The following is a 22077-nucleotide window of genomic DNA, read 5'->3' as shown; positions in this document are numbered from 1 at the left end:
CTGATCGTTCGCGCGTCATCCGCGGGCGGCTGTGGCCGCCCGCGTCAGGCCTCGTCCTGCGAATACACCGCCAGCGCGAGCGCGCCGTCGTCCTCCACCTCCACCACCACCGTGATCGGGCGGCAGCACACCGCGCAGTCCTCGATGTAGTGCTGCGCGCCGGCGCTGGCATCCAGCATCAGGGTGATGGTCTCGCCGCAGTACGGGCAGGCGACGTCGCGCGCGTCCAGCATCGCGCTCACTCCAGCGTGCCCTGCGGCAGCACCAGCCGCTGCACCGGATAGCCGCGGCGGGCGGCGCGCTCGCGGATCGCCTCGAACTCCGCGCGCGGCATCGCCGGCGTGCGCGAGAGCACCCACAGGTACTTGCGCGATGGACTGCCGACCACCGCCCAGCGGTAGTCGGGATCGAGCTCGACCACCCAGTAATCGGCCCAGGTGAACGGCAGCCACGCCAACCAATCCGGCGCGAAGCGCACCTGCAGCGCACCCGGCTGGCCCGGCACCCGGCGCGCCACGCCATCGGACACGTCGAAGCTCCCGTCGCGGGTGCGGCAGGCGTTGCGCACGCCCACCAGTCCGTCCGCGCGCAGGCTGTAGGTGGCGCTGATATCGGCCACGCACTGGCGCTGGAAGAACATCGGCAGGTGCGCGATCTCGTGCCAGCTGCCGGCGTAGCGCTGCAGGTCCAGCGCCGGCACCGGCGCGTTCGGCAGCGGCGGTTCCTGCGCCGTGGCCGTGGCGGCGGCAAGCGCGAGTGCGAATGCGAGGGGACGCAGCATGGGCAAACTCCGGCGGGGGATGCGTGCATCCTCGCGCCCCGCGCGTGGTGGCGCGGTGAATGCGTGCGGGGCTCACCCACGCCAGCCGGCGTCACCCCTCCAGGTAGAACTCCAGCGGGATCAGCTCCACCGCCCAGCCGCCCTCCTCGCCGATCTGCGCGGCCGGGTGCATGGCGGCCAGGCGCAGTGCCTCGTCGCGACTGTCGGCTTCGATGATGAACAGGCCGCCCACCACCTCCTTGGCCTCCGCGTAGGGGCCGTCGCTGACGTGCGTCTTGCCGGCGCGCGGGCGCAGCGTGGCCCAGGTGTCCAGGTCGCCCAGCGATGCGGACAACCGCACCTTGCCGGTGGCGCGCATCGCCTGGTCCAGCGGCGGGCATTGGCTGACCAACGCCTTCACGGCGTCGGGCGGAAGCGCGGCGAAGCGTTCGGGGGTGAAGTAGGCAAGGCCGAGGTATTTCATGGAGCGTCCTCCGGAAGGGTTGTCCCACTGCGACGATCCGGCAGGGCGCGGATCGACAGGTTGCCGGCAAGGGCGCGTCGCCGCGCCTGCCATCGGATGATCGGTGTCGCGATGCCTGCCTACCGCGCACACGCCTTCGGCGCGGCGGCCGAAGCAAAGGCGTGCGCGAAGAAGGGCAGCATCGCGGTCTCGAAGCGTTCGCGGGTGTGGTCGGTGTGGGTGCCGTCGTAGGTGGCGAAGGCATGCGCGATGCGGTGCCGATCCAGCGCCTGCGAAAACGCGCGCGCGCCGGCCGTCACGCTGGTGATCTGGTCCTGCAGCCCGGCGTCGAAGGCGATCCCGCACAGGCGGCGATAGCCGGCCGGATCGCGCTCGAGCCGATATAGCGGCATGTAGCGCTTCCACGTTGCCTCGACGGCCACGTGCCGCTCAACACCACCGTCGGGCGTGGCCGTGAACGGCAGCGGCGGCTCCGCCTCCGGGGCGGTGTTGCCCGGGGCAGCGAAGGCCATCGCCATCGCGCGCAGCCAGCCGCCGAGGGGCTGCCGCCAGCGCGCGCCCGCCTGCGCCAGGTCGCCGACGAAACCCAGGCAACAGGGGCTCACGGCATACACATAGGCGAACGTGTCGGGATGCCGGCCGGCCAGGTACAGGGCGCCGAATCCGCCCATCGACTGCCCCGCCAGCCCGCGCGCGCGCCGCTCCGGCTGCGTGCGGAAGCGAGCATCGACGAACGCCACCAGCTCCTTCGCCACGAAGTCCTCCCAGCGGCCGAAGCGGGCGGAGTTGACGTAGAACGAACCGCCGTAGCGATTGTTCGCCGCCGGCATCACCACGATGAACTCGCCGGGGCCGGCCATGCGGTCCAGCGCCGCGCCGAGGTCCATGCCCTGGTAGCTGCCGTCGAACCACTCGCCGGGCTCGGACGTGGCCCCGTGCAGCAGGTACACCACCGGATAGCGCCGGGCGACCTGCGTGTCGTAGCTGGGCGGCAGATAGACCGTGATCGCACGGTCCGGCGAATCCCCGATCGCATTGCCGCGCAGCGCCGTGGAGTGCAGCGTCTCCACCACCACCCGCGCCTGCGCGTCCACGGCGGCAACGCCAGCCAGGGCAAGTAGCAGAAGGCCCAGACCCCATCCGACTTGGTGCCTCATCCCGCCCACCTCCGCTACCCGCGACTAAAGCAGCTTAGTCCTGAAGCGGGGAAAAGGATCGGAAAAGTGAACCTGACACCGTTTTGGTTCCTTGTTTCCCCTCTGTTTTGCTCGTTAGTGAGTCAAACTCGTCGTCAGATGACCAGGCAAGCTACCAATAACAACAACTTCCTGCTCAGAATCCCAAGCAAAATAAATCCGATAAGTCCTCTTAGGATCCCAGCTACCCCTTTCAGATGTACCCGGGGCAGGAGCCAAATGCAGATCTAGCTCGATGCTTCCTCGTTGATAGGGCGCAAGGAACTGCTGCCTGTAGCGATGATTCTGAAGCGCTTCCCCAACATCAGAAACTTCTACCCTCAAACGCTCGCATTCATTCCTAAATGATTCAGCTGCAGAATCACGACCCCTGCGCATATCAACATAGTGGGAGGCGAGTAGAGTTAGACAGCTAGAAATGTGATCCACATCCTCATATACAGCCTTCTTTGCCGCTCGCGCCGCTTTCGGCAGGATCACCAACCGACCCGCGAAATGCCGTTCCGACCAATCTTCCAAATCCTCAAACGACACTAATGGCTCCACCGCTACACGAGCCTCACCATATTCTGCCAGCTGCGCTTCCAGCGATCGATTTCGTGCGGAGATACCAAAAATCTGAGCTTTTAGTCGATCAATTTCTTGTTCGAGCTCCCGGTTAAACTCGTATGCCATATCTCTATCTTGAATTGCCTCCAGCAATTTCGCATCGATAGATGCAACTTGAGCACGCAAGCTATCTGCCTCCACCCGCATCGCGTCGATTTGTCGATGCTGCGCAGCAACTCTATCTTCGGATGTTTTCGCAGCTGCAACCTCGGCCTGCGCCTTCCTTGCAACAGTCGAGGCATCCGCAAGTTGAAGCGCCCGTAGATGTGAGTTGATTGAGTTAAAGCTTGGAGCCAACTCATCCAAATCTGTTCGCGAAACAGAACTAGTAAGCAACCGATCAAGAAGCCGCCTTGTAAAAGCACGCACCCCCTCGCGATCCGCCGGAAGCGATTGTTTTAGCCATATAGGATGATCCCTGTAATTGCCCAGCTCCAGGGAAACACCTGGCATAAAGAGACGCAACGCGCCATTAAAGACGGACCATTTACGGCCAAATGCTTTAGTAATATCCCAAGCTGTTTGGTTTGGAATTCGAACCACATGAGCGAAGCCGCAGACGGATTTACTTATCGCCTGGACATAAAAAGATTCAGAACCATCTTCATTGTCAGCTACAGCAAGTACAGGAAGCCTGTCTTTCCTCGATAAGAACTGGAACAAAAGCGCCGCATTGCGACTTAGCTCCTGCGGATTAAGCAGACCATCGAAGATTAGCCCTGGCGCCTCAGCGAGTTCGCGCACTAAGCTTGGCGAGGATCGGAAAAATGGCACCCCCGGTATCGCCGTCACCACAGACAAGCGCACCGTGAAAATTGCCTTCTCTTTTATCTCAGCAATTACCGCCTCGGTACGCCAACGACGCTCAATTCCAGCCTCGTCTCTAAGCTCTTCATCCGCCGTATCGAACCGAAGCGCCCAAAGCCCGTTACCTGAGATTACGTCGCAATGCCCTAATGCAAGCGAGAAAGATGCACCGGAATATGCATTCGATGGCAGCGCCTCATCAGATCTGCTTGCAACCCATCGCAGTATTTTTTCCCTGGCCAACGATATGGGGTCGGGCGAAGAAGCGGCCAGAGCTCCCCAAGTCGCACTAACCAGACGACTTTCAGCGGGCGTAACCACTACGTCCTCCCCCCGATCAATCATTACCTCACCCGCACTTGCTATACCCGCAATTCAAACAAGTCGCGCATCCGTCCATCAGCACCAGGGCCTTGGTGTTGCACTTGTGGCACATGGTCGCGGACGGCGGGAAGCTGGCGCCTTCGCCGGTGACGGCGATGTCCTCGGGGTGGCCGGCGGTGCTGCTCAGGCCGGGCGCGGCGGGTTCAGCGTTTTTTTTTGAGCGCTCTTCGAACTGCTTGCGCTTCTCGGCGATCAGCGCGCGCTGGTGCTCGCTCATCTCCGGGTCGTGCAGCAGGCCGATGGACTTCAGGTGGTCCTCGACGATGCTGCCGAGTTCGGCCACCAGCGACGGCATGTACACGCCGCCGGCCTTGAAGTAGCCGCCGCGCGGGTCGAACACGGCCTTCATCTCGTCGACGATGAAGGTGACGTCGCCGCCCTTGCGGAACACGGCGGACATGATGCGGGTGAGCGCCACGATCCACTGGAAATGCTCCATCGACTTGCTGTTGATGAAGATCTCGAACGGGCGGCGGTGTTCGTGCTCGGTGCCGGCGTTGAGCACGATGTCGTTGATGGTCACGTACATGGCGTGTTCCACCAGCGGCGACTTGATCTTGTAGGTGCTGCCGATCAGGACTTCCGGGCGCTCGATGCGCTCGTGCATCTGGATCACGTTGTCCTCGGGGGCGGCTGGCGCGGCGACTTCCGCGGCCTTGGCGCTCTCCTTCGCCTTGTCGTCCGGGGTGACGACGGCGTAGCCCTTGATTTTCTTCTCGATCCTGACGGTCATGGTCCTGACTCTGGCGGTCTGTGCGTTGCGGGTTGCGCGCCACGCCCGGCACGGCCGGGCGGGCGCAAAGGGAACGGCTTACTTGCGGGCGGCCTTCTTGGCGGCCTTCTTCGCCGCCGGCTTCCTGGCGGGTGCCTTCTTGGCCACGGCTTTCTTGGCGACGGCTTTCTTGGCCGCGACCTTCTTCACGGCCTTCTTCACCGCCTTCTTGGCCACGGCCTTCTTGGCGGCCGCCTTCTTCACCACTTTCTTGGCGGCCTTCTTCGCCGCCGGCTTCTTGGCCGCGACCTTCTTCACCGCCTTCTTGGTGGCGGCTTTCTTGGCGGCGACCTTCTTCTTCAGCGCGGCCACTTCCTTCTTGGCGTCCTTGCTGGCGGCTTCGAGCTTCTTCTTGGCCTTGGCCACGGTCTTGCCGACCGCCTTCTTGGCCTTGGCCACTTCGGTCTTGACCTTCTTCTCGGCCGACTTCGCGGCCTTCTTCACCTTCGCCACGGTGGCGCTGGCGGTGGTGGCCATCGCGCCGCCGACTTCCGCAACCTTCTCTTTCGCAGTTTCAACGGCATCCGACAGGGTCGCCGTCACTCCATCTCCATTGCTCATAGGCCCTCCTCAAGGGCGTGGTTGGTGGGTACCGCAGCGCGATCCTATACCCGGAAACGGCGCGCGTGCAGCAGGCGGCGCGGCCTTCCGCGCGCGCCGCCGCGGGCGCGCTCAGAACTTGCCGTAATAGCCTTCCTTGAGGGCATCGAACAGGTTGGCGGCGGTGTGCACCTCGCCGTCGTATTCGATCTGCTCGTTGCCCTTCACCTCGACCACGCTGCCGTCCTCCAGTTCGAAGCGGTAGGTGGTGTTCTCGAGGTCGGCTTCCTTCACCAGCACGCCCTGGAAGGCGGCCGGGTTGAAGCGGAAGGTGGTGCAGCCCTTCAGGCCCTGCTGGTAGGCGTAGCGGTAGATGTCCTTGAAGTCCTCGTACGGGTAGTCCGTGGGGACGTTCGCGGTCTTGGAGATGGAGGAATCCACCCACTTCTGCGCCGCGGCCTGCACGTCCACGTGCTCCTTCGGGCTGATGTCGTCGGCGGCGATGAAGTAGTCCGGCAGCTTGGCGGCCGGGTCCTCGGCGTAGGGCATGGCCTTCGGGTTGACCAGCGCGCGGTAGGCCAGCAGCTCGAAGGAGAACACGTCCACCTTCTCCTTGGTTTTCTTGCCCTCGCGGATGACGTTGCGGCTGTAGTGGTGCGCGAAGCTGGGCTCGATGCCGTTGCTGGCGTTGTTGGCCAGCGACAGCGAAATCGTGCCGGTGGGTGCGATCGAGGTGTGATGGGTGAAGCGCGCGCCGACCTCGGCCAGCTCGTCCACCAGCTCGGGCGCGACCTCGGCCACCTTCTGCATGTAGCGGCTGTAGCGCGCATGCAGGGTCTTGCCCTGGATCTCCTGGCCGATCTTCCAGCCGTCGCGCGCCATCTCCGGGCGCTTGCGCAGCATCTCGGCGGTGACGGTGAACACCTCGTCCATGATCGGGGCCGGGCCCTTCTCGCGCGCCAGCGCCAGGCCGGTTTCCCAGCCGGCCACCGCCATGTCGCGGGCGATGCGCTCGGTGAACTCGCACGATTCCTGGCTGCCGTACTTCATCCGCAGCATGGTCATGGTGCTGCCCAGGCCCAAAAAGCCCATGCCGTGGCGTCGCTTGCGCATGATCTCGTCCCTTTGCTGTTGCAAGGGAAGCCCGTTGACCTCCACCACGTTGTCCAGCATGCGGGTGAACACGCGGACGACTTCCTTGTATTCCTCCCAGTCGAACTCGGCGCGGTCGGTGAAGGGGTGCTTGACGAACTTGGTCAGGTTCACCGAGCCCAGCAGGCAGGCCCCGTACGGCGGCAGCGGCTGCTCGCCGCAGGGGTTGGTGGCGCGGATGGTCTCGCACCACCAGTTGTTGTTCATCTCGTTGACCTTGTCGATCAGGATGAACCCCGGCTCGGCGTAGTCGTACGTCGAGACCATGATCATGTCCCACAGGTGGCGGGCGCGGATGTGGCCGTAGATCTTGCAGGCCACCAGGCCGTCGTCGCGCACGATGTAGTTGCGGTGGGTGGGCCACTCGCGCCAGACCACCTGCGCCGGATCGTCCAGGTCGACGTCGCCCTTCTCCTTGATGTTCACCGGGAACACCAGCGGCCAGTCGGCGTCGTTCTCAACCGCCTGCATGAAGCCGTCGGTGATCAGCAGGGACAGGTTGAACTGGCGCAGCCGGCCGTCCTCGCGCTTGGCGCGGATGAAGTCCTTCACGTCCGGGTGCGACACGTCGAAGGTGCCCATCTGCGCGCCGCGGCGGCCGCCGGCGGAGGACACGGTGAAGCACATCTTGTCGTAGATATCCATGAAGGACATCGGGCCGGAGGTGTAGGCGCCGGCGCCGGCCACGAACGCGCCGCGCGGGCGCAGGGTGCTGAACTCGTAGCCGATGCCGCAGCCGGCCTTCAGGGTCAGGCCGGCTTCGTGAACCTTCTCCAGGATGCCGTCCATCGAATCTTCGATCGTGCCGGAGACGGTGCAGTTGATCGTCGAGGTGGCGGGCTTGTGCTCCTGCGCGCCGGCGTTGGACGTGATGCGGCCGGCGGGAATGGCCCCGCGGCGCAGCGCCCACAGGAAGCGGTCCTGCCAGTACTGCTGCAGCTCGGCGGTGGGCTCGGCCTCGGCCAGCGCCTTGGCGACGCGCTTGTAGGTGCCGTCGATGTCGGCATCCAGCGGCACCCCCTGCTTGGTCTTCAGGCGGTACTTCTTGTCCCAGATGTCCACCGACGCCGGCTGCATCGGGATGTCCTGATTCGCGTCCGTGGTCACCGCTTCAAGCCTCGCCGTGCTCATGCCCTTCGACTCTCCTGTGTCTTTATAGACCCGCGCTGGCGGATCCGTTGCCCGTATCCCGCCCCCGGCATCCGTCGGGGGCGACGATGCAGGCCGCGCACGATGCGCGCAGCCTGCGAATGCCTCACTGTGGTGGCGTCACCGCCGGTTCTTGCTTCGTCACGCGCCGCTCCCCTGCCGACGTCGTTGCCCTCGACTCGGCACCCCTGCGCCACTAGCCTTGGGATTTCCTGCAAAACCGACCACAAGATGTTGTGGCCAACCGGCAAGACCATAGCCACGCCTCCGGCCCAAGTCAACGCGAAAATTGCGCTGCCCCGGCTTGCAATCCCGCGCCCATTGCTGACACCCGCCAAGGATGCGTGTTCCACGCGATCCGGCGTGTTTTCGGCGTGAAACTGAATGCGCGAAACTCCGCGTCCGCCGGATGCTGCAGTGCAGTGCCCGGGGCCTGCGATGGCCGCGTCCGCCCCTTCAGCGACGATTGCGCAAGCCGCGGCGGGTCTCGGCAATACTTGCGGCCTGGCCCGCCGTTGGTTCCGATCGCCGCGCATGAAGACCGCCACCAAGACCCTGCTCGCCCTGACCGCCGCCGCCGCGTTCGGCGGCTTCGCCGCCACCGGGCTGAACCTGCTGCTGGACCAGCCGGCGCGCGCCGCCGCGGCCACCCCGGCGATGCCGGTGGCCGGCGGCACCCTGCCGGCGGCGGTGGCGGGCACCCCGGTGCCGTCGCTGGCGCCGATGCTCAAGCGCGTGCTGCCGGGGGTGGTCAGCGTGAACACCAAGCAGGTGGTGCGGGTGAATACCCCGTTCGGCGACGACCCCGTCTTCCGCCGTATCTTCGGCATCCCGGCCGAGCGCATCGCGCAGTCGCTGGGCTCGGGCGTGATCGTGGACGCCCAGCGCGGGCTGGTGCTGACCAACAACCACGTGGTCGAGGACGCCGACGAGGTGCAGGTGACCCTGGCCGACGGGCGCAGCCTCAAGGCCCAGTTCGTCGGCAATGACCCCGACACCGACATCGCGCTGATGCGGATCCCGGCGCAGAACCTGACCGCGATCCCGCTGGCCGACAGCGACAAGCTGCAGATCGGCGACTTCGTGGTGGCGATCGGCAACCCATTCGGCGTGGGACAGACGGTGACCTCGGGCATCGTGTCCGCGGTCGGCCGCAACAACCTGCCCGGCGCCGGCTACCAGAACTTCATCCAGACCGATGCCAGCATCAACCCCGGCAACTCCGGCGGCGCGCTGGTGAACCTCAACGGCGAGCTGGTCGGGATCAACACCGCCAGCTTCAACCCGCGCGGCTCGATGGCCGGCAACATCGGGCTGGGCTTCGCGATCCCCTCCAACCTCGCGCACCGGGTGATGAACGACCTCCTGGCCCGCGGCGTCGTCCGCCGCGGCACCCTCGGCATCGATACCCAGGACGTGGACGCGCGCCTGGCGCCGGGCCTGGGCCTGGCCGAGGCGCGCGGCGCGGTGGTGACCCGGGTGTTCCCGGGCTCGGCCGCGGGCGCCGCCGGGCTGAAGGTGGGCGACGTGGTGGTGGCCGCCAACGGCCAGCCGATCGACAACGCCGAGGCGCTGCGCAACTTCCAGGGCCTGCAGGCGCCGGACGCCACCGTGGTGCTGGACGTGCGCCGCGACGGCAAGCCGCTGCGCATCACCAGCGGCCTGCGCGAGGCCCCGAAGGCGCTGGACGGTGGCCAGCTGGATCCGCGCCTGGCCGGCGCGCGCTTCGCGGAACTGCCCGAATCGCTGCGCCGGCAGGGCCTGGCCGGGGTGCTGGTGGAACAGGTGCAGCGCGGCAGCCGCGCCGCGCAGAACGGATTGCAGCCCGGCGACGTGGTGCTGGCCGCCAGCAGCGGGGCGTTCAGCGACCTCACCGGATTCCGTGCCACCCTGTCCGCGCCGGTACCGCAGCTGGTGCTGCGGGTGCTGCGCGGCAACGCCAGCGGGCAGCTGCCGATGCGCTGACCTCGGCGCTGATCCCGGCGTTGACGCCATCCATGCAGCGCCGGTGCGACACTGCCGGCGCGATTCCCTTCCACCACCCGAGGACGCAGCAGATGAGCGAGCACACCGAAGCGGTCAAGAGCAACCTGGGCGAGGCCGGCACCCACCTGAAGCAGGCCGCCAGCGCCGCCGGTGGCGCGGTGAAGAACGCCGCCAGCGCGGCCGGCGACGAGCTGCGCCTGGGCAAGGCGCAGGTGAAGGCCGAACTGGCCGACGGCGCTGTGGCCGGGCTGGGCGCGGCCGAGCACCTGGGCGGCGCCGCGGGCGAACAGATGAACGCACTGATGGACAAGGGCCGCGACCTGCTGGACAGCGCTTCCGAGCTGATCCGCGAGCGTCCGCTGGCCGCGTTCGGGGTGGCCTTCGCCGCCGGTTTCATCCTGTCCAAGCTCGCCCGCAGCGACAAGTAAGCCGCCGATGGCCACCGGGGAACCGCGGCAGGCCGCGGGCGAAGGCGCCGGCACGGGGCAGGCCGATGCGCATGCGGGCACGGCGGCAGGCGTCGCCGACAGCCTGCGCGCGCTGGGCGCCGAAGGCCGCGCCGGGCTGCGCGCCAGCCGCGATGCGCTGAGGGCGCTGCGGCTGCTGGTGGCGGCCGACATCGCGCTGGCGCGCGCGGCGCTGATCCGCGCGCTGGTCGGGGTCGCGCTGGCGGTGATCTTCGGCGGTTCGGCCTGGCTGCTGCTGATGGCGGCGCTGATCGCGGCGCTGCAGGCGCTGGGGCTGTCGTGGCTGGCGGCCCTGCTGGTGACCGCGCTGCTCAGCCTGGCGGTCACCGCGGTCTCCGCGCGGGCGGCGATGCGCTATTTCGAGCACAGCAGCCTGCGCGCCACCCGCCGCCAGCTGGCGCGCCTGGGCCTGGGCGCGCTGGATGAACTGGAGGCGCTGCTGCGCCGCGACGCGCAGGAGCCGCCCGACACCGAGGCCACGGCCAATGCCGATGGTGAGGGCGACGCCAGACCGAACGGAGCCCCCACGCCATGAGCCTCGACCGCGGCTTCGATGCCCTGCTGCAGCGCGTGCAGCACGCCGAGCACGCGCTCGCCGTGCGCGAACAGCGCGCGCAGCGCCAGTGGCAGCGCCTGCAATCGACCTGGCGCGCGGCCTGGACCCCGGGCCGGATCCTCGTGGTCGGCCTCGCCCTGGGCTTCGCCAGCGGCCGCGCGCGCCCGCTGCGGCTGGCCGGCGAAAGCGGCGTGCTCGGCGCACTGCGCGCACTCGGCCCGCTGCTGGCCACCCTCGACGCGGTGCGCGCCGCCACCGCGGGCACGGGCGACGACGACGCCCCGGCATGAATTCGACCGGCGAGCTCCCGCCCGGCGCGGACCCGCTGCCGCCACGCCCGCGCGGCCCGTTCTCGCTGCTGGTGCTGGCGGTGCTGGCGGTCGGCTACACCCTGTGGGCCGCGCAGGATCTGATCCTGCCGATCCTGCTGGCGATGTTCCTCGCGCTGGTCGGCAATCCGCTGCTCCGGCTGCTGCAGCGGCTGCGCCTGCCGCGCTTCCTGGCCGCGCTGTCGGTGCTGTGCGGCGGGCTGGCGCTGGCGATCCTGCTGGCTGCGCAGCTGGTGCAGCCGGCCGCGGACTGGGTGCACGAGGCCCCGCGCGCGCTGCGCACCCTGGCCCCGAAGCTGCAGAAACTGACCAAGCCGATGCAGGACGCCAACCAGGCGGCCGAGAACATCGCGCGCGCCGCCGGCGGCGATGCCGGCGCGCATCCGGCGCAGGTGGTGCGCGCCGACACCCGCGACCCCTACCGCTCGCTCACCGCCACCCCGCGCGCGCTGGCGGCGGTGCTGGCGGTGGTGCTGCTGACGCTGTTCTTCATGGTGTACGGCGAGGACCTGCAGCGGCGCGCGATCGCGCTGCTGCCGGACCGGCAGAAGAAGAAGCTGACGGTGGAGATCCTGCATGCGATCGAAACCGAGATCAGCCGCTACGTGCTGGCGATCAGCGCGGTCAACGCCGCGCTCGGGCTGGCCCTGGCCGGCGGCCTGTGGCTGCTGCTGGGCCTGCCGCCCGGGGATGCGCTGCTGTGGGGCACGATGGCGATGCTGCTCAACTTCGCGCCTTACGTCGGCCCGCTGATCGGGATCGTGGTGCTGCTGCTGATGGGGTTCTCCAGCTACGACGCGCCGCTGCAGGCGCTGGCGCCGGCGGGGCTGTACCTGCTGCTGCACGGCATCGAGGGACAGGTGGTGACGCCGATCGTGCTGGGCCGGCGGATGGCGCTGTCGCCGCTGGTGCTGATCCTGGCGCTGATGCTGTTCGGCTGGCTGTGGGGCATCGTCGGCCTGCTGCTGGCGGTGCCGATGCTGGTGTGCGCGAAGATCGTGCTGGCCCGGCTGGACGGCATGGAGGGCTGGGCCCGCCTGCTGGAATGAGCGCGCGCCTGCCGGCGCCGCCGCGGCGGCCTACAATGCGCGCGTGAACCCGTCCATCCGCGCCATCACCTTCGACCTCGACGACACCCTGTGGCCGTTCGCCCCGATCGGGGAGCGCATCGAGAACGCCCTGCACGCCTGGTTCGTCGAGCACAGCCCGCGCACTGCCGAGCGCTTCCCGATCACCGAGATGCGCGCCCTGCGCGAGCGGGTGTTCGCGGAGTTCCCCGAGCACGCGCACGACCTCGGCCTGCTGCGGCGGCTGACGATCGAGCGCGCGCTGCGCGAGAGCGGCGACGACCCCGCGCTGGCCAGCGCCGCCTACGCGATCTTCTTCCGCGAGCGCAACCGGGTGGAGTTCTATCCCGACGCGCAGGACGGCCTGCGCCGGATCGCCGCGCAGCTGCCGATCGCCGCCCTGACCAACGGCAACGCCGACCTCGCGGTGATCGGCATCGCCGGGCTGTTCCGCTTCCAGCTCGGCGCGCGCGAATACGGCGCGCCCAAGCCCGATGCCGGCCTGTTCCAGGAAGCCTGCCGCCGGCTCGGCTTTGCACCAGAGGAGGTCATGCACGTGGGTGACCATCCGCATATGGACGTGGCCGGTGCCGCCCATGCCGGCCTGCGCAGCTGCTGGATCGACCGTGGCGACCACGCCTGGCCGGAGGGTCTGGCCCGCGCCGACCTTCGCGTCACCACCCTGACCGCGCTCGCCGACTGGCTGGACGCGGGGGCCCGCTTCGAGGACGCCGCATGAGCCTGCCCGCCGGTTTCACATCCTCCGTCGATGCCGCGCTGCCGCTGCACGCGGTGCGCAAGGCCGAGTTCGCCACCTGGTGCCAGGCGCAGCCGGCGCCGGTGCAGGCCTGGCTGGCGGCACAGCGCTTCGACGCCGCACCCGGCAGCGCCTGCAGCTGGGCCGACGGCGACGGCCGGGTGGCTGGCGCAGTGCTGGGCATCGACGATCCCCACGATCCGTTCGCCTGGGCGCACGCGCCGCGTGCGCTGCCGGCTGGCGACTGGCAGCTGGTCGGGCACGTCGCTCCCGAAGCCGCACGCGCCCTGCAGCTGGGCTGGGGCCTGGGCCGGTACCGCTTCGCCCGCTACAAGGCGCAGCCGGCACCTGCCGCGCAGCTGGCCGCGGAGCATTTCGACGCCGAGACCTTCGACATCCTGGCCGCCTGCGTGCGCGTGCGCGATCTGGTCAACACGCCCACCGAGCACATGGGCCCGGACGAACTGGAAGCCGCCGCGCGCGAACTCGCGCAGGCGCACGGCGCCACGGTCGCCGTCGTCGCCGGTGACGCATTGCTCGCGCAGAACTACCCCGCCATCCACGCGGTCGGCCGCGCATCGCACCGCGCGCCGCGCCTCATCGAACTCACCTGGGGCGAGGCGGCGCATCCGCACGTGGCGCTCTGCGGCAAGGGCGTGTGCTTCGACACCGGCGGGCTGGACCTCAAGGCCGCCGCCGGCATGCGCAACATGAAGAAGGACATGGGCGGCGCCGCGCACGCGCTGGCGCTGGCCGGGTTGGTGATGGCGCGCAAGCTGCCGCTGCGCATCACCCTGCTGCTGGCCGCGGTGGAGAACGCGGTGGGCCCGAACGCGTTCCGCCCCGGCGAAGTCATCGCCACCCGCAAGGGCGTGAGCGTGGAGATCGACAACACCGACGCCGAAGGCCGGCTGGTGCTGTGCGACGCGCTCACCCGCGCCTGCGAACTCACGCCCGAGCTGCTGCTGGACTTCGCCACCCTCACCGGCGCCGCGCGCGTCGCGCTGGGGCCGGACCTGCCCGCGCTGTACGCCAACGACGAGGCGCTGGCTAACGACTGGCTGGCCGCCGGCCAGCATGAACGCGATCCGCTGTGGCGGATGCCGCTGTGGCGGCCATACCTGCGCTACCTCACCAGTGGCATCGCCGACCTGGCCAACAGCAGCAACACCACGATGGCCGGCAGCGTCACCGCCGCGCTGTACCTCGAGCGCTTCGTCGAGGACGGCGTGCGCTGGGGCCACGTGGACGTGTACGCATGGAACGACGGCGACCGCCCCGGCAAGCCGGCCGGCGGCGAGGCGCAGGGCCTGCGCGCCGCCTACGCGCTGCTGAAGGCGCGGGCAGGCATGGCGGTGGCGTCTAGCTGAGCCAGCCGCGCACGGTCGCCTTGCGCGCCAACAGCCACAGGCCCAAGCCGATCAGGCCGATGCACAGCGGCAAGGCCGCGCCACCGATGCCGGTCAGCGCCCAGGTCGGGGTGAGCAGGTAGTAGGCGCCGAATTGCACGATGATGCCGAGCAGCGACAGCAGCAGCACCGTCACCGCCCAGCGCCTGCCCAGCAGCAGACCGAGCGTGCCGAGCGTGCCGCCGATGGTGGCGATGGCGAAGGCCACGAAGATCCAGCGTGGCGTGACTGCCTCGATCTGCTGCTGCACCGCCGGCCAGGTGGCGATCACCTCGGGCGTGGCGGTGACGTGGTAGTAGAACGACCACAGGCCGAACGCATTCCAGAGCACGGCCAGCACCGCCACCACCACGAACCACATCGGACGCTTCGCTGTCTGCATGGCCACCCCTCCCCAGTCGGATCAGCGCAGCCTACGCCGAAGCCGCGCGGATCGCATGCCGCTGCACGGCTAACAGCGGAGTCAATCTGCAGCAGGTTTTCACCCGCCTGTCAGAGCCACCCCTTCTGCCGCGCCAGCCGGTAGGCCTCGATGCGGTTGCCGACGCCGAGCTTGCCGATCGCCTCGGACAGGTAGTTGCGCACGGTGCCGTGCGAGAGGTTCAGGCGCTGCGCGATCTCGGCCGCGGACAGGCCTTCGCCGGCCAGGCGCAGGGCCTGGCGCTCGCGGTCGCTGAGCGGGTCGGCCTCGCCCCAGGCCTCCAGCGCCAGCTGCGGGTCGATCGCGCGGCCGCCGCGGTGGACGTTACGCAGGGCCTGCGCCAGCTGCTCGGCCGGGGCGTCCTTCAGCAGGTAGCCGCGCACCCCGGCCTCCAGCGCGCGCCGCAGGTAGCCGGCGCGGGCGAAGGTGGTGATGACCACCACCTTCACCGGCAGTTCGTGGCGGGCGATCCGCTGCGCCAGCTCCAGGCCGGTCAAGCCGGGCATCTCGATGTCGGTCAGCAGCAGGTCGGGGCGATGCCGCTGCAGTTCGCGCCAGGCCGCCTCGCCGTCGCCCACCGCGGCCACCACTTCGAGGTCGGATTCCATCCCCAGCAGCGCCGCCAGCGCGCCGCGCAGCATGGTCTGGTCTTCGGCGAGCAGGATCCGGATCATCGCGCGGGCAGGCAACGGGAATACGCGGGAACGGGAGCCAGACCTTAGCAGGTCGGCGCAGCCGGAAGGGCCGCATTGGCCGCCAGCGGGAGGCGGATTTCCACGCAGGTGCCGGCTTGCGCGCTGCTGTCCAGCCGCAGGCGTCCGCCGAGGGCGCGCACGCGCTCGCGCATGCCGGACAGGCCGTTGCCGGGGACCAGCTCGCCACCGCGGCCGTCGTCGCGGATGCGCAGCAGCAGCTCGCCGGCGTCGCGCGTGAACAGCGCCTGCGCGCTGCGTGCGCGCGCATGCCGCTGGACGTTGGTGGCGGCCTCGCGCAGGCACATCGCCAGCGCGGTTTCGGCCGCGGCCGGCAGCGGCTGCACCGAGAACGCCTCGTCCACGTGGTAGTCGAAGGCGACGCCGTCGCTCTCCAGCAGCAGCTTGGCGGCAGCCAGCTCGGCGGCGATCCCGGCCGCGCGGATGCCGCTGACCGCGCCGCGCACCTGCGCCAGCGCCTCGCGCGCGACCTGGCTGACCGCGGCGATCTCCGCCTGCGCCGCCTGCGGATCGCGCGCCAGCAGGCGGCCGGCGAGGTCGGACTTCAGCGCCACCATCGACAGCGTGTGCCCGAGCAGGTCGTGCAGGTCTCGCCCGATGCGCTCGCGCTCGGCCAGCGCCGCCAGCCGCCGCACTTCCTCGTGCGAGAGCTTGAGCGCGGCGTCGCGCTGGCGGTTCAAGCGCTCGACGAAGGTGATGAGGCCGATGATCGCGGTCACCGCCGGCATCCACACCAGCGCCACCCACGGATAGCCGATCAGGCGCGCATAGCCCATCAGCGCGAGGTTGCAGGCCAGCAGCCAGACCACGTAGCGGCGCAGCGCGCCGTTGCCGCGCGGCTGCAGCATCACGCAGCCGAACACGAAGTAGCTGAGCCCGGATGGGTACCACGGCAGCAGCGCGAAGCACAGCAGCAGCATGCCCAGCGCGGCCAGGTGCGCGCGGCGCTCGCTGGCGCAGACGCTGACCGCGTACAGCCACAGGAACAGCGGATAGCTGACCGCGGTCAGCAGCAGCCAGCGCCCGGTATAGCCGTACGCGCCGCCGGAGAAGGCCGGGGTGATGAACACCCAGATCGACCACACCAGGTGGATGAAGCTGGTCCAGGCCGGGCGCTCCAGGCGCGCCTCGCGCGCGACCAGCGAATCCGGCGCCGGCGCGAAGTGGCGCGCCAGCCAGCCGCGCAGGCGACGGTCGAGCCGATCGGCCATGCCGCTGCCAGTGTCTGCGTCCATCACGTCCCTCCCGCGGGCCAGGCGCGATCCTACTGCAGGCCTCGCCTCAGCCGCGCCTGCGCAGGCGGCGTGCCGCCAGCCACAGCAGCCCGGCGGTGAACGCGGCCAGCACCAGCACGTGCGGCCAGCGCACGCCGGTGTCGAACCCCACCGCCGACAGCGCCAGCGCGTTCAGGTGGTAGCTCGGCCACACCGGCGCCAGCTGGCGCAGCAGCGGCGGCATCATCTGCAGCGGGAACCATAGGCCGGACAGGAACGCCATCGGCAGGTACACCATGTTCAGCAGCCCCGGCGCGCCCTGGCCCTTGAGCAGGGTGCCGATGAACAGGCCGAGCGCGCAGAACGGCAACACGCCCAGCGCATCCACCAGCAGCAAGGTGGCCATCTGCGCCGGCGCCAGCGGCGCGCGCGCAACGCCCACGGCCAGCGCCAACAGCAGCGCGCCCACCACCAGCGCCACCAGCACCGCCATCAGCATCTTGCCGAGCAGGTAGGCGCCGGGCGGCATCGGCAGCGCGCGCTTGAGGGTGAGCAGGCCGCCATCGCGCTCCAGCGCCAGCGACACCCCGAAGCCGAACAGCCCCGGCGCCATCACCCCGAAGGTGCTGTAGCTGCCCAGCATGTAGCGCGTGGCCTCGCCGCTGCCGTGGTTCAGCACCACCGCGAACATCAGGTAGAACACGTTCGGGAACAGGATGACCGGCAGCAGGAAGCCGGGGTTGCGCAGGTAGCGGACGATCTCGCTGCGCGCCTCCTGCGCGTAGGCGCCCAGCAGCCGCGCGCGCGGCAGCGCCGGCAGCATGGCCACGGTGGTCGCCGCGGGATGGGATGAAGAAGTGGATGACGCGAGCGATGCACGGTTCATGCGGCCTCCGCGGCCTGCGCGGCGCTGGCCGCGCCGGTGAGTTCGGTGAACGCCTCGGCCAGCCCGGCCGCGCGCACTTCCAGCCCCGACAGCGCCGGGTCGGCGGCCAGCAGCCGGCGCAGCAGCCGCTCGGGGGCGTCGCTGGACAGGCACAGGCGCTCGCCATCGCGCGCGGCTTCCGCCACCTCCGGCCACGCCGCCAGTTCCGCCAGCGGCAGCGTGGTCGCGCACCACACCCGCTTGCGCGCGACCCGCGCGCGCAGCGCCTGCACGCTGCCCTCGCTCAGCAGCCGGCCGTGCGCGAGCACGCACACGCGGTCGGCCAGGGCTTCCGCTTCCTCCAGGTAATGGGTGGTGAGCACCACCCCGCAGCCATCCGCCACCAGCGCGCGGATCGCCGCCCACAGCGCCTGCCGCGCCTGGATGTCGAGGCCGACGGTGGGTTCGTCGAGGAACAGCAGGCGCGGGTTGCCGCAGATCGCCAGCGCGAACTGCACGCGCCGCTGCTGGCCGCCGGACAGCTTGCCGTAGGGCCGCGCCAGCAGGTCCTCGATGCCGGCCAGCGCGACCACGTCGGCGATGCTGCGCGGCGCGGGGTAATAGCTCGCGGTCAGGCGCAGCAGCTCGCGCACCTTCAGGGTCGGCGGCAACGCCGCCTCCTGCAGCATCACCCCGACGTGGCGGCGCGCGGCGATGTCCTGTGGGTCGCGCCCGAATAGTTCGGCGCTGCCCGCATCCGGGCGTGCCAGGCCCAGCAGCAGGCCGATCGCGGTGGTCTTGCCGGCGCCGTTCGGCCCCAGCAGCGCCAGCAGCTCGCCGCCGCGCAGCGCCAGGTCCAGGCCCTGCAGCGCATGGATCGCGCCATGCCGCTTGTGCGCACCGCGCAGGCACGCCAGCAGCGGCCGCGCATCCGTCCCGTGTCCGTCCATCGTAGGCCTCCGCGAAGATGGCGCCAGCATGCCGATGGCCCGTCCGCGCCCGCAGGCACGGGCGTCAGGACATCCGGATGACAGCCATCACATGACCGCCCGGAGCCCCCTGCGTAGGCTGTGCCACGATGGCGATGCAGCGCGGGCCTCGACCGGCCCCGCCGTTCCGCCACCGCCCCGGATACCGACATGACCTCGAACGCCGACCTGCTCAATTCCCTCAAGATCGACCGCAGCGCACCGCCGCCGCGGGCCTCGCGCCGCCGGCTGTGGATCGCCCTGGCGGTGGCCGGCGCGGTGGTGCTGGCCCTCGCCGCCGGGTTCGCCCTGCGCGGCGGCCGGCCGGCGCGCGTGCAGGTGGCCGAGGCGACGGCGATCGGCAACGGCGCTGCAGCCGCTGCCTCGGTGCTGGACGCCAGCGGCTACGTGGTGGCGCGGCGGATGGCCACGGTCTCGGCCAAGGTCACCGGCAAGGTGCGCGAGGTGCTGATCGAGGAAGGCCAGAAGGTCGCGGCCGGGCAGGTGCTGGCGCGGCTGGACCCGGTGGATGCCGATGCCCAGCGCCAGCTTGCGGCCTCGCAGCTGGCCGCCGCGCGCAGCCAGATCGGCAGCGTGCAGGCGCAGCTGAAGCAGGCCGAGGCGGATGCCGTGCGGCTGTCCGCCCTGGCCGCGCAGCAGCTGGTGTCGCGCGCCCAGGCCGAGCAGGCCATCAGCCAGCGCGATGCCCTGCGCGCGCAGCTGGCCACCGCCCAGCGCAACGCGCAGGTCGCGGCCGATTCCCTGCGCATCGCCGACAACGGCGTGGACAACACCGTGGTGCGCGCGCCGTTCGCCGGCGTGATCATCGCCAAGGCCGCGCAGCCGGGCGAGATCGTCTCGCCGCTGTCGGCCGGCGGCGGCTTCACCCGCACCGGCATCGGCACCGTGGTGGACATGGATTCGCTGGAGGTCGAGGTGGAGGTCGGCGAGGCTTACATCGGCCGGGTGAGGCCCGGCATGCCCACCCAGACCGTGCTCAACGCCTACCAGGACTGGAAGATCCCGGGCCATGTGATCGCCATCATCCCCGCCGCCGACCGCGGCAAGGCGACCGTGAAGGTCCGGGTGAGTCTGGATGCCAAGGGCGACCCGCGGATCGTGCCCGACATGGGCGCACGGGTCAGCTTCCTGGACGAGACGCCCGCGCCGGCGCAGCGCACGCCGGGCGTGCTGGTGCCCGCCCGCGCGATCACCGCGCGCGGCGGCAAGGACGTGGCGTTCGTGGTGCAGGACGGCAAGGCCGTGCAGCGCGCGCTCACCCTCGGCCGCACCCTGGGCGATGACCGCGAGGTGCTCTCGGGGCTGGCCGGCGGCGAGCAGGTGGTGCTCGACCCGCCCGAGACCCTGGCCGACGGCGCACGGGTGGCGGCGGCGCGCGAGGATGCGCCGGCCGACGCGAACGACGAATGACGACTGCTTCCCCGCGCGCCGCGACCGGCGCGCCCCATCCGCCGGAGATCCATACATGACCGCCCTCGTCCGTATCCGCGACCTGCACAAGACCTACCGGCGCGGCCCCGAAACCGTGGACGTGCTGCGCGGGATCGACCTCGACATCGCGCAGGGCGACTTCGTCGCGCTGATGGGCCCCTCCGGCTCGGGCAAGACCACCCTGCTGAACCTGATCGGCGGCCTGGATTCGCCCACCGCCGGCAGCATCGAAATCGCCGGCCAGCACATCGAGAAGATGCGTTCCGGCGAGCTTGCGCACTGGCGCAGCCAGAACGTCGGCTTCGTGTTCCAGTTCTACAACCTGATGCCGACCCTGACCGCGCAGAAGAACGTGGAGCTGCCGCTGCTGCTGACGCCATTGAATGCGGCGCAGCGCCGCCGCAACGCCGAGATCGCGCTGCAGCTGGTCGGTCTGGCCGATCGCGCACGCCATCGCCCGAACGAGCTCTCCGGCGGCCAGCAGCAGCGGGTGGCGATCGCGCGTGCGATCGTCTCCGACCCCACCCTGCTGATCTGCGACGAGCCCACCGGCGACCTCGACCGCGCCTCCGCCGAGGAGGTGCTGGGCCTGCTGCAGCAGCTCAACCGCGAGCACGGCAAGACCATCGTGATGGTGACCCACGACCCGAAGGCCGCGGAGTACGCCACCCACACGCTGCATCTGGACAAGGGCGTGCTGGTCGAGCAAGCGGCATGAGCCCCTCTCCCCTCGGGAGAGGGGTTGGGGTGAGGGTCCGGAGGCACGCGAACCTTCACTCCCGCACCGAACCCACATCCGGCGCTCCGCGCCAGCTTCTCCCGGAGGGAGAAGGCACAGCTGGAGGCTTCCCATGAAGTACCTGCACCTGGTCTGGGCCGCGCTGATGCGCAGCAAGACCCGCACCCTGCTCACCCTGCTGTCGGTGCTGGCCGCGTTTCTGCTGTTCGGCCTGCTCGACTCGGTGCGGGTGGCATTCAACGCCGGCGGCAGCGTGGCCGGCGCCAACCGCATGATCACCCTGTCGCGGCTGTCGATCACCCAGATGCTGCCCTACCGCCTGGATGCGCAGATCCGCGCGGTACCGGGGGTGAAGAAGGCGGCCTATGCGGCCTGGTTCGGCGGCATCTACCGCGACCCGAAGAATTTCTTCGCCAACTTCAGCGTCAGCCCGGACTACCTCGACCTGTATCCCGAGTTCAAATTGCCGAAAGCGCAGAAGGAGGCCTGGCTGGCCGACCAGCGCGGCGCGATCGTGGGTGAGGCGCTGGCCAAGCAGTTCGGCTGGAAGGTGGGCGACACCATCCCGCTGCAGGCCACCATCTTCCCCACCCGCGGCAGCAACGACTGGCAGTTCACCCTGCGCGGCATCTACAAGGTCGCAGACCCCAAGCAGAAGGCGCAGGAGCGCGTGCTGTTCTTCCACTGGAAGTACTTCGACGAAGCCAACGACTACGTGAAGGGGCGCGTCGGCTGGTGGGTGATCGAACCGTCCAGCCCGGCCGTGGCCGACCGCGTGGCCAAGGCCATCGATGCGCTGTCGGCCAATTCCGACCACGAGACCAAGACCCAGAGCGAGGCCGCGTTCAACCAGGCCTTCGCCAAGCAGTTCGCGGACATCGGGCTGATTGTCACCGCCATCATGGGCGCGGTGTTCTTCACCCTGCTGCTGCTGACCGGCAACACCATGGCGCAGGCGGTGCGCGAGCGGATTCCCGAACTTGCGGTGCTCAAGACCATCGGCTTCTCCAACCGCAGCGTGCTGTGGCTGGTGCTGGCCGAATCGGTGCTGCTGGTGGTGCTGGGCGGCCTGCTCGGGATGCTGCTGGCGGCGGCGATCGTGCCGATGGTGTCCGCGGCCAGCGGCGGCATGGTGCAGCTGCCGGGTCTGCTGGCGCAGACCTGGGCCAGCGGGATCGCGCTGATGGTGGCGATCGGGCTGGTGGTCGGCCTGCTGCCCGCGCTGCGCGGCATGCGCCTGAACATCGTCGATGCCCTCGCCGGGCGCTGACGAGGACTTCC

General features: G+C 69.6%; 23 protein-coding genes. 10 read left to right on the top strand and 13 right to left on the bottom strand.

Features of this window, described 5'->3' with window-relative positions; translation table 11 throughout:
* Window positions 1–44: 44 nt before the first annotated feature.
* The 8 genes from EDC34_RS04430 to EDC34_RS04395 all read right to left on the bottom strand — a co-directional run bounded on the left by EDC34_RS04430 (window position 45) and on the right by EDC34_RS04395 (window position 7835).
* Window positions 45–233 carry a CPXCG motif-containing cysteine-rich protein gene (locus tag EDC34_RS04430; protein ID WP_114959363.1) on the bottom strand — a complete coding sequence of 63 codons (189 nt, stop codon included), beginning with the start codon at window positions 231–233 and terminating at the stop codon, window positions 45–47.
* A gap of 5 nt (window positions 234–238) precedes the next feature.
* On the bottom strand, window positions 239–781 hold the full coding sequence (locus EDC34_RS04425; protein WP_114959364.1) for a lipocalin family protein: 543 nt from the start codon (window positions 779–781) through the stop codon (window positions 239–241).
* A gap of 91 nt (window positions 782–872) precedes the next feature.
* Complete coding sequence (locus tag EDC34_RS04420; RefSeq protein WP_114959365.1) at window positions 873–1244, bottom strand: YciI family protein; 372 nt, start codon at window positions 1242–1244, stop codon at window positions 873–875.
* A gap of 119 nt (window positions 1245–1363) precedes the next feature.
* Complete coding sequence (locus EDC34_RS04415; RefSeq protein WP_114959366.1) at window positions 1364–2401, bottom strand: alpha/beta hydrolase; 1038 nt, start codon at window positions 2399–2401, stop codon at window positions 1364–1366.
* A gap of 114 nt (window positions 2402–2515) precedes the next feature.
* Complete coding sequence (locus EDC34_RS04410; RefSeq protein ID WP_132982851.1) at window positions 2516–4177, bottom strand: hypothetical protein; 1662 nt, start codon at window positions 4175–4177, stop codon at window positions 2516–2518.
* 28 nt (window positions 4178–4205) lie between these two features.
* A complete protein-coding gene (locus tag EDC34_RS04405; RefSeq protein ID WP_114959367.1) occupies window positions 4206–4973 on the bottom strand; it encodes a TSCPD domain-containing protein in 768 nt (255 codons plus the stop codon).
* A 78-nt stretch (window positions 4974–5051) separates the two neighbouring features.
* A complete protein-coding gene (locus tag EDC34_RS04400) occupies window positions 5052–5573 on the bottom strand; it encodes a hypothetical protein (protein ID WP_114959368.1) in 522 nt (173 codons plus the stop codon).
* Window positions 5574–5684: 111 nt separating this feature from the next.
* Window positions 5685–7835 carry an adenosylcobalamin-dependent ribonucleoside-diphosphate reductase gene (locus tag EDC34_RS04395; protein ID WP_114959369.1) on the bottom strand — a complete coding sequence of 717 codons (2151 nt, stop codon included), beginning with the start codon at window positions 7833–7835 and terminating at the stop codon, window positions 5685–5687.
* 552 nt (window positions 7836–8387) lie between these two features.
* Between EDC34_RS04395 and EDC34_RS04390 the strand changes: the two genes are divergently transcribed.
* The 7 genes from EDC34_RS04390 to EDC34_RS04360 all read left to right on the top strand — a co-directional run bounded on the left by EDC34_RS04390 (window position 8388) and on the right by EDC34_RS04360 (window position 14385).
* Window positions 8388–9818, top strand: a complete 1431-nt coding sequence (locus EDC34_RS04390) for a Do family serine endopeptidase (protein ID WP_114959370.1) — start codon at window positions 8388–8390, stop codon at window positions 9816–9818.
* A 92-nt stretch (window positions 9819–9910) separates the two neighbouring features.
* On the top strand, window positions 9911–10267 hold the full coding sequence (locus EDC34_RS04385; protein ID WP_114959371.1) for a hypothetical protein: 357 nt from the start codon (window positions 9911–9913) through the stop codon (window positions 10265–10267).
* 7 nt (window positions 10268–10274) lie between these two features.
* Complete coding sequence (locus tag EDC34_RS04380) at window positions 10275–10841, top strand: phage holin family protein (RefSeq protein ID WP_240311041.1); 567 nt, start codon at window positions 10275–10277, stop codon at window positions 10839–10841.
* Window positions 10838–11152 carry a hypothetical protein gene (locus EDC34_RS04375; RefSeq protein ID WP_114959372.1) on the top strand — a complete coding sequence of 105 codons (315 nt, stop codon included), beginning with the start codon at window positions 10838–10840 and terminating at the stop codon, window positions 11150–11152. The genes EDC34_RS04380 and EDC34_RS04375 overlap by 4 nt, the downstream gene beginning before the upstream one ends.
* Window positions 11149–12240: an AI-2E family transporter gene (locus EDC34_RS04370; protein WP_114959373.1), complete on the top strand. Its 1092-nt coding sequence runs from the start codon at window positions 11149–11151 to the stop codon at window positions 12238–12240. Before EDC34_RS04375 ends, EDC34_RS04370 begins: the two co-directional genes overlap by 4 nt.
* Window positions 12241–12283: 43 nt before the next feature.
* Window positions 12284–12997, top strand: coding sequence for an HAD family hydrolase (locus EDC34_RS04365; RefSeq protein WP_114959374.1), 714 nt, complete (start codon window positions 12284–12286; stop codon window positions 12995–12997).
* Window positions 12994–14385: a leucyl aminopeptidase family protein gene (locus EDC34_RS04360; protein ID WP_114959375.1), complete on the top strand. Its 1392-nt coding sequence runs from the start codon at window positions 12994–12996 to the stop codon at window positions 14383–14385. Before EDC34_RS04365 ends, EDC34_RS04360 begins: the two co-directional genes overlap by 4 nt.
* Here EDC34_RS04360 and EDC34_RS04355 read toward each other — a convergent pair.
* From EDC34_RS04355 to EDC34_RS04335, 5 genes are all read right to left on the bottom strand, one after another.
* Window positions 14378–14806 (bottom strand): hypothetical protein, encoded by a 429-nt coding sequence (locus tag EDC34_RS04355; RefSeq protein WP_132982850.1) that lies wholly within the window; start codon window positions 14804–14806, stop codon window positions 14378–14380. The genes EDC34_RS04360 and EDC34_RS04355 overlap by 8 nt on opposite strands.
* A 110-nt stretch (window positions 14807–14916) precedes the next feature.
* The gene (locus EDC34_RS04350; protein WP_114959377.1) at window positions 14917–15519 is read right to left on the bottom strand and encodes a response regulator transcription factor; all 603 of its coding nucleotides are present in this window, start codon (window positions 15517–15519) and stop codon (window positions 14917–14919) included.
* Between the two features lie 44 nt (window positions 15520–15563).
* The gene (locus EDC34_RS04345) at window positions 15564–16793 is read right to left on the bottom strand and encodes a sensor histidine kinase (protein WP_240311042.1); all 1230 of its coding nucleotides are present in this window, start codon (window positions 16791–16793) and stop codon (window positions 15564–15566) included.
* A gap of 46 nt (window positions 16794–16839) precedes the next feature.
* A complete protein-coding gene (locus EDC34_RS04340; RefSeq protein ID WP_425598117.1) occupies window positions 16840–17658 on the bottom strand; it encodes an ABC transporter permease in 819 nt (272 codons plus the stop codon).
* Window positions 17655–18587 carry an ABC transporter ATP-binding protein gene (locus EDC34_RS04335; RefSeq protein ID WP_114959379.1) on the bottom strand — a complete coding sequence of 311 codons (933 nt, stop codon included), beginning with the start codon at window positions 18585–18587 and terminating at the stop codon, window positions 17655–17657. The genes EDC34_RS04340 and EDC34_RS04335 overlap by 4 nt, the downstream gene beginning before the upstream one ends.
* 189 nt (window positions 18588–18776) lie before the next feature.
* Here EDC34_RS04335 and EDC34_RS04330 point away from each other — a divergent pair, with 189 nt between their 5' ends.
* The 3 genes from EDC34_RS04330 to EDC34_RS04320 all read left to right on the top strand — a co-directional run bounded on the left by EDC34_RS04330 (window position 18777) and on the right by EDC34_RS04320 (window position 22066).
* A complete protein-coding gene (locus EDC34_RS04330; protein ID WP_114959380.1) occupies window positions 18777–20036 on the top strand; it encodes an efflux RND transporter periplasmic adaptor subunit in 1260 nt (419 codons plus the stop codon).
* Window positions 20037–20091: 55 nt separating this feature from the next.
* Window positions 20092–20775 carry an ABC transporter ATP-binding protein gene (locus EDC34_RS04325; protein ID WP_114959381.1) on the top strand — a complete coding sequence of 228 codons (684 nt, stop codon included), beginning with the start codon at window positions 20092–20094 and terminating at the stop codon, window positions 20773–20775.
* A 133-nt stretch (window positions 20776–20908) separates the two neighbouring features.
* Window positions 20909–22066, top strand: a complete 1158-nt coding sequence (locus tag EDC34_RS04320; RefSeq protein WP_114959382.1) for an ABC transporter permease — start codon at window positions 20909–20911, stop codon at window positions 22064–22066.
* Window positions 22067–22077: the final 11 nt, after the last annotated feature.

The sequence above is a fragment of the Thermomonas haemolytica genome, from assembly GCF_004346265.1.
Classification (GTDB): domain Bacteria; phylum Pseudomonadota; class Gammaproteobacteria; order Xanthomonadales; family Xanthomonadaceae; genus Thermomonas; species Thermomonas haemolytica.
Note: the sequence above shows the minus strand (reverse complement) of the source record. Positions and strands in the feature narration are given on the sequence as shown.

Coding starts and splice junctions, on each gene's coding strand:
- EDC34_RS04415 (WP_114959366.1), bottom strand. CDS start 2,401: ATGAGGCACCAAGTCGGATGGGGTCTGGGCCTTCTGCTACTTGCCCTG.
- EDC34_RS04375 (WP_114959372.1), top strand. CDS start 10,838: ATGAGCCTCGACCGCGGCTTCGATGCCCTGCTGCAGCGCGTGCAGCAC.
- EDC34_RS04385 (WP_114959371.1), top strand. CDS start 9,911: ATGAGCGAGCACACCGAAGCGGTCAAGAGCAACCTGGGCGAGGCCGGC.
- EDC34_RS04390 (WP_114959370.1), top strand. CDS start 8,388: ATGAAGACCGCCACCAAGACCCTGCTCGCCCTGACCGCCGCCGCCGCG.
- EDC34_RS04395 (WP_114959369.1), bottom strand. CDS start 7,835: ATGAGCACGGCGAGGCTTGAAGCGGTGACCACGGACGCGAATCAGGAC.
- EDC34_RS04350 (WP_114959377.1), bottom strand. CDS start 15,519: ATGATCCGGATCCTGCTCGCCGAAGACCAGACCATGCTGCGCGGCGCG.
- EDC34_RS04355 (WP_132982850.1), bottom strand. CDS start 14,806: ATGCAGACAGCGAAGCGTCCGATGTGGTTCGTGGTGGTGGCGGTGCTG.
- EDC34_RS04420 (WP_114959365.1), bottom strand. CDS start 1,244: ATGAAATACCTCGGCCTTGCCTACTTCACCCCCGAACGCTTCGCCGCG.
- EDC34_RS04320 (WP_114959382.1), top strand. CDS start 20,909: ATGAAGTACCTGCACCTGGTCTGGGCCGCGCTGATGCGCAGCAAGACC.
- EDC34_RS04335 (WP_114959379.1), bottom strand. CDS start 18,587: ATGGACGGACACGGGACGGATGCGCGGCCGCTGCTGGCGTGCCTGCGC.
- EDC34_RS04425 (WP_114959364.1), bottom strand. CDS start 781: ATGCTGCGTCCCCTCGCATTCGCACTCGCGCTTGCCGCCGCCACGGCC.
- EDC34_RS04370 (WP_114959373.1), top strand. CDS start 11,149: ATGAATTCGACCGGCGAGCTCCCGCCCGGCGCGGACCCGCTGCCGCCA.
- EDC34_RS04400 (WP_114959368.1), bottom strand. CDS start 5,573: ATGAGCAATGGAGATGGAGTGACGGCGACCCTGTCGGATGCCGTTGAA.
- EDC34_RS04325 (WP_114959381.1), top strand. CDS start 20,092: ATGACCGCCCTCGTCCGTATCCGCGACCTGCACAAGACCTACCGGCGC.
- EDC34_RS04360 (WP_114959375.1), top strand. CDS start 12,994: ATGAGCCTGCCCGCCGGTTTCACATCCTCCGTCGATGCCGCGCTGCCG.
- EDC34_RS04380 (WP_240311041.1), top strand. CDS start 10,275: ATGGCCACCGGGGAACCGCGGCAGGCCGCGGGCGAAGGCGCCGGCACG.
- EDC34_RS04430 (WP_114959363.1), bottom strand. CDS start 233: ATGCTGGACGCGCGCGACGTCGCCTGCCCGTACTGCGGCGAGACCATC.
- EDC34_RS04330 (WP_114959380.1), top strand. CDS start 18,777: ATGACCTCGAACGCCGACCTGCTCAATTCCCTCAAGATCGACCGCAGC.
- EDC34_RS04345 (WP_240311042.1), bottom strand. CDS start 16,793: ATGGACGCAGACACTGGCAGCGGCATGGCCGATCGGCTCGACCGTCGC.
- EDC34_RS04405 (WP_114959367.1), bottom strand. CDS start 4,973: ATGACCGTCAGGATCGAGAAGAAAATCAAGGGCTACGCCGTCGTCACC.
- EDC34_RS04340 (WP_425598117.1), bottom strand. CDS start 17,658: ATGAACCGTGCATCGCTCGCGTCATCCACTTCTTCATCCCATCCCGCG.